The 15141-nt window shown below is 51.4% G+C and carries 13 protein-coding genes; 8 read left to right on the top strand and 5 right to left on the bottom strand.

The window, feature by feature from the left end; all coding sequences use genetic code 11:
* Positions 1-58 precede the first annotated feature (58 nt).
* The 7 genes from HQ50_RS00340 (at position 59) to pflA (ending at position 9321) form a co-directional block, all read left to right on the top strand.
* The gene (locus HQ50_RS00340) at positions 59-1819 is read left to right on the top strand and encodes a DUF6029 family protein (protein WP_039427492.1); all 1761 of its coding nucleotides are present in this window, start codon (positions 59-61) and stop codon (positions 1817-1819) included.
* Positions 1820-1838: 19 nt separating this feature from the next.
* The gene (gene omp28, locus HQ50_RS00335; RefSeq protein ID WP_026292211.1) at positions 1839-2708 is read left to right on the top strand and encodes an outer membrane lipoprotein Omp28; all 870 of its coding nucleotides are present in this window, start codon (positions 1839-1841) and stop codon (positions 2706-2708) included.
* Positions 2709-2730: 22 nt separating this feature from the next.
* Positions 2731-3453, top strand: a complete 723-nt coding sequence (locus tag HQ50_RS00330; RefSeq protein ID WP_018965158.1) for a T9SS type A sorting domain-containing protein — start codon at positions 2731-2733, stop codon at positions 3451-3453.
* A 228-nt stretch (positions 3454-3681) separates the two neighbouring features.
* Positions 3682-4641 (top strand): 2-hydroxyacid dehydrogenase family protein, encoded by a 960-nt coding sequence (locus tag HQ50_RS00325; RefSeq protein ID WP_039427490.1) that lies wholly within the window; start codon positions 3682-3684, stop codon positions 4639-4641.
* A 35-nt stretch (positions 4642-4676) separates the two neighbouring features.
* On the top strand, positions 4677-5966 hold the full coding sequence (locus tag HQ50_RS00320) for an MFS transporter (RefSeq protein ID WP_039427488.1): 1290 nt from the start codon (positions 4677-4679) through the stop codon (positions 5964-5966).
* Between the two features lie 181 nt (positions 5967-6147).
* A complete protein-coding gene (pflB, locus tag HQ50_RS00315; RefSeq protein WP_039427486.1) occupies positions 6148-8382 on the top strand; it encodes a formate C-acetyltransferase in 2235 nt (744 codons plus the stop codon).
* Positions 8383-8580: 198 nt separating this feature from the next.
* Positions 8581-9321 carry a pyruvate formate-lyase-activating protein gene (pflA, locus tag HQ50_RS00305; RefSeq protein WP_033317177.1) on the top strand — a complete coding sequence of 247 codons (741 nt, stop codon included), beginning with the start codon at positions 8581-8583 and terminating at the stop codon, positions 9319-9321.
* A 246-nt stretch (positions 9322-9567) separates the two neighbouring features.
* Here pflA and HQ50_RS00300 read toward each other — a convergent pair whose 3' ends face one another.
* From HQ50_RS00300 to HQ50_RS11920, 5 genes are all read right to left on the bottom strand, one after another.
* Positions 9568-11505: an ABC-F family ATP-binding cassette domain-containing protein gene (locus tag HQ50_RS00300; protein ID WP_039427482.1), complete on the bottom strand. Its 1938-nt coding sequence runs from the start codon at positions 11503-11505 to the stop codon at positions 9568-9570.
* The gene (locus tag HQ50_RS00295; RefSeq protein ID WP_039427481.1) at positions 11502-13589 is read right to left on the bottom strand and encodes a tetratricopeptide repeat protein; all 2088 of its coding nucleotides are present in this window, start codon (positions 13587-13589) and stop codon (positions 11502-11504) included. Before HQ50_RS00295 ends, HQ50_RS00300 begins: the two co-directional genes overlap by 4 nt.
* Positions 13590-13625: 36 nt before the next feature.
* The gene (gene def / locus HQ50_RS00290) at positions 13626-14195 is read right to left on the bottom strand and encodes a peptide deformylase (protein WP_018965780.1); all 570 of its coding nucleotides are present in this window, start codon (positions 14193-14195) and stop codon (positions 13626-13628) included.
* 106 nt (positions 14196-14301) lie between these two features.
* Entirely contained in the window at positions 14302-14718 is a 417-nt protein-coding gene (gene ruvX, locus HQ50_RS00285) for a Holliday junction resolvase RuvX (RefSeq protein ID WP_039427480.1), read from the bottom strand.
* A 32-nt stretch (positions 14719-14750) separates the two neighbouring features.
* Positions 14751-14939: a hypothetical protein gene (locus HQ50_RS11920; protein WP_235317886.1), complete on the bottom strand. Its 189-nt coding sequence runs from the start codon at positions 14937-14939 to the stop codon at positions 14751-14753.
* Here HQ50_RS11920 and HQ50_RS12430 point away from each other — a divergent pair.
* Positions 14871-15080, top strand: a complete 210-nt coding sequence (locus HQ50_RS12430; protein ID WP_230587310.1) for a DUF1661 domain-containing protein — start codon at positions 14871-14873, stop codon at positions 15078-15080. The genes HQ50_RS11920 and HQ50_RS12430 overlap by 69 nt on opposite strands.
* Positions 15081-15141: the final 61 nt, after the last annotated feature.

Here is a 15141-nt window from a genome sequence, read left to right as displayed (position 1 = left end):
TTCTCTCCTCTCTCGCGGAGGACTACTATCTATAAAATAGAAAGACAAACAAGACATTATGACCCGTAAATTGATCATGCTGCTGGCCCTCGTGCCGGCAGCTTCTGTGGTTTTTGCAGCACCGGCGGACAGTACGGACACGAGTGATAATCGTATTCTTACAAGCATGCGATCTTCTACTCTCAATAAGGCTACTGCCCAAGAGACCGATTCGGAGGATAAGTGGCAACCGATGCGTGCCAACTTTAGCATTCAGAGCGATATGTTGCTCTCTACAGCTAAGGAATCCAAAAATACCTGGTTCGGCAACTCCTACATCATGGGTATCCTCAAGAACAATTATTTGGAGTTTGGAGCCCGTTTCGAGGATCTCTATAAACCGTTGCCGGGACACGAACCCGAAGTGGGACGCGGCATCCCTCACATGTACGTCAAGGGGAACTATCGCTGGGCAGAGCTGACGATGGGCGACTTCTACGATCAGTTCGGCAGTGGTATGGTATTCCGCACCTACGAAGAGCGCAACCTCGGTATCGACAACGCAGTCCGTGGCGGACGTGTCGTGCTGGCTCCTTTCGACGGCGTACGCCTTAAGGCTATTGCCGGACAGCAGCGCAACTACTTTGATCGTACGGGCAAGGTATTCAATTCCGATCGTGGCTATCTGCTGGGTTCGGACTTGGAGCTGAATGTGGAGCGCTGGAGCAGTGCTATGCGGGACAACGACTATCATTTGGCTATCGGAGGCTCGTTTGTCTCCAAACACGAAGCCGATGAGGATATATACGTAGGAGTCGGAGAAGATCGTAAGCGACTCAACCTGCCGTTGAACGTGCCTATCATGGGCATACGTACCAACTTCCAGAAAGGCGGCCTCGCTCTCTATGCAGAGTATGGCTACAAATACAACGACCCCTCGGCCGACAACGACTACATCTACCACGACGGGCAGGCCGCGCTACTCTCCGCTTCATACTCCAAAAAGGGGATGAGCGTCCTCTTGCAGGCCAAACGCTGTGAGAACTTTGCTTTCCGCAGCAAGCGAAGTGCTCAGCTTACACCGCTTATGATCAACTATATGCCGGCCTTTACGCAAGCACACACCTATACGCTGGCGGCCATCTACCCGTATGCTACTCAGCCTCAGGGCGAATGGGCTTTTCAGGGAGAATTGCGTTACAACTTTGCTCGCCGCACGGCTCTCGGCGGACGCTATGGTACGGGCTTGCGCATCAATGTATCGCATGTGCGGGGTCTGGACAAAAAGATGCTGAAAGAGAATCCTGACGAACTGATCGGAACGGATGGTTATACGGCTTCTTTCTTCGGCATGGGTGACCTCTATTACTCGGACATAGATGTGGAGATTACCAAGAAGGTAAGCCCCGGATTCAATTTCACGCTTACCTATCTGAATCAGATCTACAACAACATGGTGCTCCATGGTGCTGCCGGTGAGAAACATGAGAAGATCTATGCCAATATCTTCGTCTATGACGGTAAGTATAAATTGAGCAACAAGGTGGCCCTTCGTACCGAACTACAATACCTGCACACCAAGCAGGATCAGGGCGACTGGATCTACGGCATGGCGGAGCTATCCATCCTGCCCTCTCTGATGCTCTCCCTCTCCGAACAGTATAATATCGGTGAGACCAAGAAGCACTACGTCATGGGAGCCATTACCTATACTCACGGTGCGCACCGTGTGGCTTTCTCTGCGGGCAAAACACGTGCGGGAATGAACTGCTCGGGCGGTGTATGCCGTGTGGTTCCCGAGACTCAGGGTTTCTACCTTTCTTATAGCACCAATCTCTAATTAAACGAAGAAAACACGGATGAAAAAGCTATTTCTCTCGCTTACGAGCCTTGCAATGGTCTTCGCTGTTGCAAGTTGCGATATAATCGACAAGGATCAAACCCTCTTGCCGGCTCCGATCAACGTGACTCCTGACAATCCGGATGACAATCCTACTGAGATCGATATTACGCAGACGCATACAGAAAAATATGTCTTGGCCGAAGAATTTACCGGCCAAAAGTGTCTCAACTGCCCGAAAGGTCATCGCAAACTGGCGGCTCTCAAGGAGCAATACGGTAAGAGATTGACTGTTGTCGGTATACATGCCGGCCCTGCATCTCTCGTGCCGCCTCTTTTCCGTACAGAAGCCGGAGATGCATATTATAGCAAATTTGCCAATAATGCACCTCTTCCTGCCTTGATGGTTTCTCGCAAAAAGTTCGGCTCCTCCTACGTTTATGACAAGAGCTACAAAACGTGGGACGTGCCTATCGCCGAACAGATGGACCAAAAGGCGAAGATGAATATCTTTGCCGTGGCCGAGTATACCGATGCCCAAAAGATCAAAGTGACAGTAAAGGGCAAGATCCTGGAGGGAAATACACTCCCGAAGTCGATGGTTCAGGTATATCTGCTGGAGGACAAAGTGATCGCTCCCCAGACGGACGGTGGTGCTACCATACAAGATTACGAGCACAATCACGTGTTGCGTGCGGCTGTTAATGGTATTTGGGGCGAAGAATTTGTGGATCTGAAAGATTATTCGTATAATTACGCCACTGAACCGCTCTCGGGTATGTCTTTCGTGGCCGAGAACTATTCTGTTGTGGCCTTTGTGTACGATGCGCAGACATTCGAAGTGTATGACGTCGTGCAAGTAAAGATCAACCCCAAATCGGGCAAATAACGAACAAAACAAAAAAAGAAATATGAGGAAAATCTTTATCAGTATCGCATTGTTGATCGGTTTGGTTGCCGCCCTCAATGCACAAGTTGTGATCAAGGTGGGAGATGCCATCTTGGAAAACAATGCCACTGTAGATATCACAGCTTTTACGACAGAAGGTGGCACGGAGACCATGGATATAACCGGAAATGTTATCAATCAATCCGCTACACCTATCAACGTAATTGGCAAGATCACCAAGCAAGAAATGATCGGAGGCGGACACTTCACCCTCTGTTTCGGCCAGTGCATGCAGGAGGATGTTCCTGTTTCTCCTGTAGTGGAAGGTCTTGATGGTGAAGGAGAGTTCTTCTCTTTGCATTATGCATTCCCTGTTTCTAATGAGGGACATACAGGTGCTTTCACCTTTAGTTGCTTCCCCGAAAGCGGTGCCCCGGGCACAGAGCTCGCTACCGTTAATGTCAACTTCAAGTACAAAGGTGGTGGCACGGGCTTGACCAACATCGGGTTGGAGCGTATAAGTCTTATCCAAAGCGGCAATACTTGTACATTGCAGTATAACAGCAATGGCAAGCGTCTTGCCCTTGAAGTGTACAATCTTTTGGGCGTAAAGGTATTCACCTCTCAGCTGCCCGCAGGATCAGGCTCTTACACGCTCCCGGTACGTTTGCAGCGCGGTGTGCATATCTTCCGCATCACAGAAGGAGGCAAGCCTGCATTCGTTCAGAAGTATCTGATTAAGTAATAAAGGGAGTCTGCTCGAAGCCTCCAGATATGGAGGCTGAGGGTTTTCCCTCCTGACAAAAGAGGCTGCCTCGGAGTTCGATATTGACTTCGGGGCAGCCTCTTCGTTATATATTTTCCGGTACAAACTGTCCGATAGAGGATTAGGCTTAGCTCATCTTTGCAATGGATCAATTATGCAAGGAGTAGGCATTTGGTCTCTCGGTGCGGGCAGCAATACGTTATAATCATGGCAAAGATATTAGTGGCTTTTGACACGGTAACCGAAGGATTCGATCGGCTTACCGCTCATCACGATGTGATTTTCCCTCCGAAAGGGCGTGACTTTACGCAAGAGGAAATTGCAGAGCGCATTGCCGATTGCGATGTCCTCTGCTCGGTGTTCGACATTCCGATCGGCAAAGATCTGATCGAGAGAGGCCGATCACTTAAGTTGATCGCTAACTATGCTGTCGGTTACAACAATATCGACGTGGCATATGCCACGTCGAAAGGTATCGTTGTGACGAATACTCCGCGTGCGGTAGTAGAGCCTACCGCGGATCTGGCGTTGGCGTTGCTCCTAAGCTGTACACGCCGTATTGCCGAGTGGGACAGACTTTTCCGCCACGATGGCGAAGCGGTGGGGCGGGGACGTCTCTGTCGTTTGGGAGTAAACCTCTACGGCAAGACTTTGGGTGTCTTGGGATATGGCAATATTGGAGCGGCAGTAGCTCGCCGATGCAAGGCGTTTGGGATGAACGTCCTCTACAACAAGCGTACTCGACTGGGCGAAGCCGAAGAGAAGGCTCAGGGGGTCACCTTTGCTGAGAAAGACGATCTGATTCGCCAATCCGATGTCCTCTCGCTTCATACTCCTCTGACTCCTGATACCCGACACCTGATCGGAGCAGCGGAGCTTTCGATGATGAAGCCCACGGCTATACTGATCAATACGGCTCGTGGCGCCGTGGTGGACGAGCGAGCTTTGGTAGAGGCACTGCGTGAAAAGCGTATTGCAGCTGCCGGACTGGATGTGTTCGAGAATAACGACATACCCTCCCCCGAACTCTTCACGATGGACAACGTCAGTCTGACGCCTCATATCGGAACCCAAACCTATGACTCTCGTGTCGATATGGTACATGAGCTTTGCGATAATGTCCTTGGCTTTTTGCAAGGCGATCGTCCCATCAGCCGTGTAAACTGATTCCGTCTGCAATAACTAATTAATCCATATAGAAGATGAATACAACTCAACAGAACAGAAACTTTCTTCTGCCCATTATCATGATGATCGCCCTCTTCGGGATGATCTCTTTCGTCACAGGTCTGGCTAGTCCGATGGGAGTCATTGTCAAAAATCAGTTTCAGACATCCAACTTCATGGCCACACTCGGCTATTTTGCCAATTTCATCGCTTATGCCTTTATGGGCTATCCTGCGGGAATGCTGCTCCAGCGAATCGGTTATAAGCAGACAGCCTTGTCGGCCATTGCTGTCGGATTTGTTGGTATAGGGATACAACTCCTGTCCGGAGAGATGGGCAGCTTTGCTGTTTATCTGACCGGTGCATTCGTGGCCGGTTTCTCCATGTGTATGCTCAATACGGTAGTCAATCCGATGCTCAACACGTTGGGCGGAGGTGGCAACCGAGGCAACCAACTTATTCAGGTGGGAGGTTCTTTCAACTCCCTGATGGCAACGCTCGTCCCTGTGCTCGTAGGCTATTTTATCGGCAGCAATGTACAGCAGGCCAATATCAAGCAGGCTTATCCTGCTATTATCTTGGCCATGTGCATTTTTGCACTTGCATTTGTAGTGCTTTATTTCGTCAATATTCCCGAGCCGGCCGTCACGAAAAACAGCAGTACGGAGAAGCTGCCGCATAGTCCTTTTGCCTTCCGTCATTTCGTATTGGGTACGATAGCCATATTCCTTTATGTGGGGATAGAAGTAAGCATTCAGGATTTTATCAATAAGTACATGACTTCCTCTCTCGAAAAAGGTGGCTTGGGCTTTGATGCTACGATTGCCGGCTCTGTCGTAGGGACGTATTGGTTCCTGATGCTGATCGGACGCATGGTCGGAGCTGCGGTGGGGGCAAAAGTCTCCAGTAAGGCTATGCTGACTTTTGTATCCTCATTGGGAATAATTCTCGTCCTGGCTGCTATCTTTACCCCGATCGGACTACAAGCCTCTATGCCGGTTTTCCGCTCTGATATATCATTCGGCCTTAACACCATACCGATGAGTATCGTTTTCCTTGTGCTTTGCGGTCTTTGTACTTCTGTCATGTGGGGAGGTATTTTCAACCTCGCGGTGGAAGGTCTCGGGAAATACACCGAAGCAGCTTCCGGCTTCTTTATGGTCATGGTTTGCGGTGGAGGTATTTTGCCTCTGATCCAAGGTTATTTTGCAGACTGGGTCGGCTATATCAATAGCTACTGGGTGATCGTTTTGTCATTGGTATTTCTGCTTTATTATGCTTTGGCAGGCTATCGCAATGTAAATAAGGATATTCCCGTGGCTTGATCGTAAGTTTCACATTTTCAGATAAATGAGTAGAACGGCTCTGCACGGTGGTGCAGAGCTGTTTTGCATTTTACCTATAAAAGGGGATTGCAGACTGCATTATCTCCTCAATCTTCTTACTATCTTCGTCCGCGAAATGAGAAAAATCGCAAACGTAACCATTGCTTAACTATTAGAAAAAATGACTGAAACTAAAGACTTCAAGGCCGGACTTTGGCAGAACGAAATTAACGTTCGCGACTTTGTCCTCCATAACGTTACCCCCTATGATGGAGATGCCTCATTCCTTTGTCCTCCTACGGAACGAACCAAAAAGGTATGGGATGCCTGTGTGAAAGCTTTGGCAGAAGAACGTGCCAACAATGGAGTACGCTCTATCGATGCTCACACCGTATCAGGAATCAATGCTTTCGCAGCTGGCTATATCGATCGCGATAATGAGACCATCGTAGGCCTTCAGACAGATGCTCTGCTACGTCGTGCCATGAAACCGTTCGGAGGCTATCAGGTCGTAAAAAAGGCTCTTAACGAAAACGGATTGGAAATGGATCCGGAAGTAGAGAAGATATTCAAACATTATCGTAAGACCCACAATGACGGGGTATTCGATGCCTATACGGAAGAAATACGTTCTTTCCGTTCACTTGGATTCTTGACAGGTCTGCCTGACAATTACGCACGTGGTCGTGTGATCGGTGACTATCGTCGTTTGGCCCTTTACGGTATCGACCGTCTTGTAGAAGCCAAGACAGCAGACCTTCACGATCTGACCGGTCCGATGACAGAGGCGCGCATTCGTCTGCGTGAAGAGGTGAGCGAGCAGATCCGTGCCCTCCATGAGATCAAGGATATGGCCGCCATTTACGGATATGACGTGAGCCGCCCCGCTTATACCGCACAGGAAGCTGTTCAATGGGTGTATTTCGCTTATCTGGCAGCAGTGAAAGAGCAGGATGGTGCGGCCATGAGTCTTGGTAATGTGTCTTCCTTCCTCGACATTTATATCAGCCACGATCTCGACAAAGGTCTTATCGATGAGAGCTATGCACAGGAACTGATAGACCAATTCGTGATCAAACTGCGCATGGTACGTCACCTGCGTATGGAGTCTTACAACGACATCTTTGCCGGCGACCCCACTTGGGTAACTGAAGCCATCGGAGGTAGATTGGCAGACGGTCGTCACAAGGTGACCAAAACCAGCTTCCGCTTCCTCCAGACGCTCTACAATCTCGGACCGAGTCCCGAACCCAACATCACCGTACTCTGGAGCTTGGATCTCCCGCAGGGCTTCAAGGATTTCTGTGCACAAGTATCTATCGACACGTCTTCTATCCAATATGAAAACGATGACCTGATGCGTTCAACTCGTAATTCCGATGACTACGGTATCGCATGCTGCGTATCTTTCCAAGAGATTGGCAAGCAGATCCAGTTCTTCGGAGCTCGTGCCAACTTGGCTAAAGCCCTCTTGCTGGCTATCAATGAAGGTCGCTGCGAGAATACTGGAACGCTCATGATTCCGGGCATACCTGCGCTCAAGCATCAATCGCCGATGGATTATAATGAGGTGATGGCTAACTATAAGCTCGTACTTAAGCAGGTGGCACGTGTCTACAATGAGTCCATGAATATCATTCATTATATGCACGACAAGTATTACTACGAACGTGCACAAATGGCCTTTATCGATACGGATCCGACTATCAATCTCGCTTATGGAGCAGCAGGTTTGTCCATCGTAGCAGACTCGCTCTCGGCCATACGATATGCCAAGGTGACTCCACACCGCAATGCGGAAGGGCTTACCGAGGGATTCGACACCCAAGGCGAATATCCTTGCTACGGCAATGACGATGACCGCGTGGATATGATAGCGAAGGAAGTAACGCATCTCTTCTCTAAGATGCTCAAGGAGCTGCCTATCTACAAGAATGCACAACCCACTCTCTCTGTGCTCACGATCACGTCCAACGTCATGTATGGCAAGAAGACGGGTGCTACTCCCGACGGACGCGCCAAGGGCGTAGCCTTTGCTCCTGGAGCCAATCCCATGCACGGACGTGACGAGAATGGAGCCATTGCTTCGCTGACATCCGTTGCCAAGTTGGACTATCGCGATGCAGAGGATGGTATCTCTAACACCTTCTCGATCGTACCCCATTCACTCGGATCCAATCAGGAAGAGCGTGTGGAAAACCTCGTTGGCATGATGGACGGTTACTTCTCTAAGGGCGCACACCACCTCAACGTGAATGCACTGAACCGCGATATGCTTATGGATGCCATGGAACATCCTGAGAACTATCCGCAGCTGACTATCCGAGTAAGTGGCTATGCCGTGAACTTCGTACGTCTCTCTCGTGAGCACCAGCTGGAGGTAATCTCTCGCAGCTTCCACCAGAGAATGCGCTAACGGATAGCTGCCTCCAAGCAGAATTCCATTCGGCAAAAACAAGACCGATCCGATTCGGATCGTCGGGGATCTCTTAGAAAGCCATCTCGGATGACAAGGAGAATATCCCCAAAACCTTTCAAGAGGCTGTGTCGGGCAGGATGAAAGCCCGATGCAGCCTCTACATACTTTTCCAAAACAAATGACGAAAAACGAAATATGCTCCCTGTAATACGCGTCCATTCTTTCGAATCTATGGGGACATTCGACGGTCCCGGATTACGTCTTGTGGCCTTCCTGCAGGGCTGCAATTTCCGCTGTCTCTATTGCGCCAATCCGGATACAATCGCTCGGCAATGTGAAAAGACCAAGTTCCTGCCCGGCGATGAGATCCTCCGCCGAGCACTCTCCGAAAAAGCTTTTTTCGGCCGTCGCGGTGGCATCACTTTCTCAGGCGGAGAACCTACACTACAGGCCAAGGCCCTCATTCCCCTCTGTAGAGAGCTGAAGCTCAACGGCATCCACATCTGTATCGACACGAACGGCAGTATCATGAATCGTGATACACAAGTCCTGTTCGAAACTGTAGATATGGTTCTTCTCGATTGCAAGCAGCTCAATGCCGATCGTCACCGCATTCTTACCGGCCGGCAGAACACCGTTACCCTGAAGACTGCCGAGCTGCTGTCGGAGATGAAGAAACCGGTTCGATTGCGTTACGTCGTTGTGCCCGGCTATAGCGACTCGCCGGAAGACATAGATCGACTGGGACAGGCCTTTTCTCGCTTCTCCAATATCGATCGTGTAGAAGTATTGCCGTATCATACCTACGGGAAGCACAAATACGAAGCTCTTGGTTGGGAATACCAACTGGATGGTGTCCGGGAGCCGAGCCATGAGGAAATAGATCAAATTGTGGATCGATTGGAGGCTTATTTCCCTTGTGTCTGGGCCCAGTAGCACGCTTTTTCCCTTTATCTTCTTCGGAGCAGTCCATTCTTGAACCTTCCAGAATAATCCGAAGAACCCTTTTCTACCGCTTTACGGATCTTCATTGTACTTACAACCCGAAAAAAGGAGATGAAGACGGTGCGAAAATCAAAGGCATTCGGACGAATGTGAAAGGTCGTCCCGGCTTCTATGGATTGGTAGCGAGATCGTCTTTTGGGAAAGGTGGCGAGGAGATAAGGGGCGGAGACATTGAAATTATCCTTGGGCTTCGGACAAAGCTTCGGAAGCCTGTTCCCAATCTTCCATAGCCTTTTCGAGTTCTTGCTTCGTGCCGGCGTATCGCTCGAACAGATTCGCGTCGGTCGCATGCTTCGGATCTTGTAGTTGCACCTCTATTGCCTGTAATTCCGACTCCAATTTTCCGATCCGCTCCTCGCAGGCTGCTACGCTTCGCTCCAGTGTACGCAGCTGTTTGGCCATTTCTTTCTGCCGACGGTAGTCCGCTTTGGCTTCCGTTTCGGGTATCGCCTCCCGTGTGTTTTTGGTTTCGATCGTAGTGGTTCGCTCCAGCTCCGTCAGTGTCTGCATACGGCGAGTCCGGAGATAGTCGTATATGCCTCCGAGGTGTTCGTTCACCCGTCCATCGGCAAATTCATACACCTTGCTGACAAGCCCATCGAGGAACTCGCGGTCGTGAGAAACTACGATCACCGTCCCATCGAAGTTCCTGATCGCTTCTTTCAGTACATCCTTCGAACGCATATCGAGGTGATTGGTCGGCTCATCGAGAATAAGGAAGTTAGCCGGCTGTAACAAAAGCCTGATAATAGCCAATCGTGCTCGCTCTCCTCCGCTCAGAACGCTTACTTTCTTCTCCGATGCTTCGCCTCCGAAGAGGAAAGCACCGAGCAAATCGTTCAGACGCAGACGAATGTCGCCCACGGCCTCGCGGTCTATCGTGTCGAATACGGTGAGATCCCCCCTTAGCTCCTGGGCTTCGTTTTGGGCAAAGTAGCCCAGCTCCACATTGTGCCCCAGTTCGAGCTTGCCGGTGTAGTCTGTCAGTTCTCCCATGATACACTTGACCATGGTACTCTTGCCGGCACCGTTTTTGCCTACGAAAGCCACCTTTTCGCCTCTTTCGATGGTGTATGTGGCTCCGGAAAACACCCGATGATCGCCATAAGCCTTGGCCAAATCATCCACTATTAGCGGATAACTACCGGAAGGCTGTGCCGGAATGAAACGGAAGTGAAATGCCGAACGATCCCGCTCGTCTATCTCCACGCGCTCCACCTTCTCCAGCTGCTTGATGCGGCTCTGTACCTGTACGGACTTTGTGGCCTTGTATCTGAATCGTTCGATGAAGTCCTCCGTATCGCGGATCATCTTCTGCTGATTCTCGTAGGCTCGCAGCTGCTGCCGCAGTCGCTCTTCGCGTAGCTCCACATAGTGGCTGTAGTTGGTCTTGTAGTCGTATATATGTCCCAGTTCTATTTCGATAGTGCGTGTCGTGGTATTGTCGATGAATGCCCTGTCGTGCGATACGAGGATAACGGCTCCTGCATTGGTGGCGATGAACTGCTCCAGCCAGCCGATGGATTCGATGTCAAGGTGATTGGTCGGCTCGTCGAGCAGCAATACTTCGGGGCGTTGGAGCAGGAGTTTGGCCAGCTCTATCCGCATACGCCATCCTCCGCTGAAATCGGCTGTGGGGCGGTGGAAGTCCTCCCGGCCGAAGCCCAATCCGATCAGGGTCTGTTCGATCGCGGCATGATAGTTGCCCTGTTGCATGAGAGAGAGGGTCTCGCTCATATTCGTATAATGCTCTATCAGCCGGATATAGTCCTCCGATTCGTAGTCCGTACGTCCGGCCATCTCATCGGACAGACGCTGTACCTCTACCTCTATTTGGCGAATATCGTTGAAAGCCTGTTCGACCTCTTCGTAAACCGTGCGTCCGTCCTGTAAACGCATCACCTGCGGCAGGTAGCCTATGCGGATCCCCTTGGGGCGTGCTATGTGTCCGGATGTCGGTTCTTCCATGCCGGCAATCAGCTTGAGCAGCGTACTCTTGCCGGCACCGTTCTTCCCTACAAGGGCGATACGGTCGCGCCTGTTGATGACGAATGATACCTGATCGAAGAGCAGACGGATGCCGAAATCGACAGTCAGATTATTGACGGAGATCATGACTTCGCGCTCATTCGTTTGATGATGTTGTACGCCTTGTAGAGGCCGTATTCGCCTGCCCGGCTCAGATCGGAGATGCCTTCTTTGGCCTTTCCGCGCGAAAGCAACAGCAGACCGCGATTGAAATAAGCATCGGCAAACTCCGGATAGGCTTTGATGGCGCGGTCGTAGTCGGACAGGGCAGCATCCGTATCGCCTCGTCTGGCCAGTAGTATGGCACGATTGTAGTAGGCGTAGGCAAAATTCGGATCCAGCTCGATCGTGCGGTTCAGATCGCGCATCACCAGCTCACCGTCCACATCCGATATGGCAGGCTTACGCTCAGGGGCATCGGCTGCCACCGGTACGCCCATCGCATTGGTTCGCGGTGTCGTGATCAGAGCTTTTGTCGTGACATTCACCGTTTCGGCCTCTTGGTGGATAAAGGAGGCTCCCTGACGGGCCTCGATCAGCTTGGCACGTGCTATGGCTCGTCCGAAGTATGCGAGGGCAAACTGCTTGTTCAGCTCTACGGCCTGATCGAAATCGGCGATAGCCTGCTCCAAATTCTGTATCAGCATATAGTCCAAAGCACGGCGGAAACACATGTCGGCATTGCCGGCAGTCCTCTCTGATATTTCCGTTATGTCCTGTTCGTGATAGGCCACCTGCTCTTGACTCAGAGCCACCTCACGGTTGATCGGCTTGAGTCGCTTGGGCAGAACCTTCTTATCGTTGAAGCGGGTAATGGCTTCCGAATAGTAGATGCGCGGCACTTCATCGGAAGAAGACTGCTCGTAGTAGCTGAGGACGAATAGCGGCGAAGGCTGTACCTCTACGTCGTTGTCCTGAATCCGCCCACGTATCCGACTGGAATAGCGTGTGCGTTTCTCGGAGGATTTCTCGGATACGACCAGCAGGTTGAACTTCTCTATCGTTTCGTCGCTGTCCTCACGTGTCTCTTTGGCTGAAGTCGAAGAGCCGCCTTTTTTCGTGTTTTTGGTCTTGTTCTGTGCCGCTTTCTCTATGTCGAAGGCGCGCCAGTAGTCCCGTTCGGCTCCGCGAGTGTCGCCCAATGCCTTTTTAGCTTGGGAGCGAGCATAGTAGCCCACGACAAAGTCGGGATAGTGCCCCAGCACTTTGTCGAAGTCGGCGATGGCTTTTCGGTTCTCGTTGATCTGCGCAAGGAGGATGGCACGGTTGTAGAGCGCATGATAGTTCTCCGGCTCCAGACGGATCACCACATCGAAGTCCTCGATGGCATTGTTCACGTCGCCGAGGTAAGAGCGGAGCAAGGCACGGTTGAAACGTGCCAGCTTGTCGTTCGGCTTTTGGCGAACGACGTGGCTGTAGTCATCCATGGCTCCACGCAAGTCGTTCGATTGGTAGCGGATGACACCGCGGTTGATATAGTTGGACAGTTCGCTCGGCTCCAATTCTATGGCTTTGTCCAGAGCTGCCATAGCCTCTGCGTTGCGCTTGCTCTTGAGGTGCAGCATGGCCATCTGCGAATAGGCAGGAGCAAAGAGAGAGTCCATCCGAAGCACCTCGTTCAGTTCGCGAATGGCTGCGACGGTGTCCTGCTCGCCCAGTTCTATCGCGCTGAGTGCTATATGTGCCTGCTTGCTTTTGGGGTAGAATCTGAGCAGCTCGGCTACCCCTTCCCGTGCTTCGGCGTAGCGTTTGCTGTCGGTGAGCACTCCGGTCAGATTCACCAGCATGCCCTCATCGTTCGGCATCAGCTCCAATCCGCGGCGGTAGTCCTGAATGGCCGAATCGATCTTGCCCAGATTCTGCCGTGCCACGCCCCGAAGAAGATATGCTTTGGGGATGAGCGCATTGCGCTGCAGGCAGGCCGAAGCATCGGCTTCCGCCCCTGTATAGTCTTCCAGACTGATCTTGGCTATTCCCCTATAGAAGTAAGGCTCGGCCATCCATGGGCGCAGGCCTACCACTTGGTTGAAGTACCCGATGCTCACCACGTAGTCGTTGAAGTAGAGAGCGTTGCGCCCGATCGTGATCACCCGATCGACGTCTATCTGCGCCCGAGCTGTAGCCACAGAGAGCAGGAGCAGGAGGAAGAATAAGGAGCGTTTGAATGTCATAATCAGGAACCGGGGAGAAATGGATTCGGCTACGGCTTACCGCTTTTTGCCGGTCGGAGCTGTCACTACGCGGTACGAAGTCCGCACGTTGCCTTTGATGATATTTTGCAGCTTCCCTTTGATCAGCTGCTTGCGTATCGGACTGATGTGGTCGATGAAGAGCTTCCCGTCGATATGGTCGTATTCGTGCTGTACCACTCTTGCCGCAAAGCCGTGGAGCACCTCTTCGTGCGGCTGAAAGTCCTCGTCCACATAGCGAATGCGGATGGAGGTGGGGCGTTCCACCTTCTCGTGTATGGCCGGAAGGCTGAGGCAGCCTTCGTATTCGGTGCAGAGATTTTCGCCTCGCTCTTCGATATGGGCGTTGATCATCACGCGCTTGAATCCGGCACATTCGGGGTAATCCTCTTTCAGCGGATCGGCATCGATCACGAGCACCCTGATGGGCAAGCCTATTTGAGGAGCTGCCAAGCCGATGCCGTCGGAGTGGTACATGCTCTCCGTCATGTTGGCTATCAGCTCTTTCAGTTTGGGATAGTCCGGAGTTATATCTTCTGCTACTTTTCTCAGCACCGGATGTCCGTATAGGTAGATGGGAAGAAACATGATTCTATTGAATAGTCGTTGTGTCTTTGTGATTGTCTTTTCTCTTGTCTTTTGGTGGGGATCGCTACCACCCCGTCCCAAAACAGGGGAGGGGGGATCGTCTCGTTCATCTCTCGGGATTGTCCAGATACGACTGTAGGATGATGACTGCGCTGACCTCGTCCACCAGTGCCTTGTCCCGCCGTTTCATCTTGCCTATCCCGGCCTCCAGAATGGCTCTCTGCGCCATGCGCGAAGTGAAGCGTTCGTCCACGTACGTTATAGGTATAGAGGGGAAGGCCTGGGCAAGTTTAACGGCAAAGGGGCGGATATAGGACATCGATTCGGACTCTTCGTAGTTCATCCGGCGCGACAGTCCCAGCACGAAACGCTCCACCGGCTCCCGACCGACATAGTCGCGCAGGAAGTCCAGCAGCGTATGGGTGGGTACTGTGGTCAGTCCGCCCGGAATGATTTTCAGCGGGTCGGTGACGGCAAGTCCCGTCCTTTTGCGTCCGTAGTCGATAGCCAGTATTCGTCCCATATCCGTGCAAAAATACGAAACTAAAGCCAGTTCTATTTTTTTCGATTCCCTTTGGATTCTGCAGCGCATTCCTGAACCGAAAAAACACGAACCACAAACGCCCGAATTGCCGCCCCGCAATTACTGAAAACACGCGCCAAAACATTTTCGTTTTGGCGCGAAAAATTTTTCATTCCCGAACCAAAACGAAAAAAATCTCGCGCCACGTTTTTCACCACCATAAGCCACGTTTTTTACGCACCATTTTTGTTTTTCTCTCGCCCTGCCGCCTAAGGGGGCAAAGCCTTCTCGCCCGAACCTCGGTGTGCGGACTGCATCCCGTGGCGGTGTCAGCCTCATTGGACAGGGTGGATATTCGATAACAGGCTGGTTTACAACGAGACAATACTTTCCATATATTTGGGGTAATATGTCAAATACCAA

This window comes from Porphyromonas sp. COT-052 OH4946, from assembly GCF_000765965.1.
Classification (GTDB): Bacteria; Bacteroidota; Bacteroidia; order Bacteroidales; family Porphyromonadaceae; genus Porphyromonas; species Porphyromonas gulae.
Note: the sequence above shows the minus strand (reverse complement) of the source record. Positions and strands in the feature narration are given on the sequence as shown.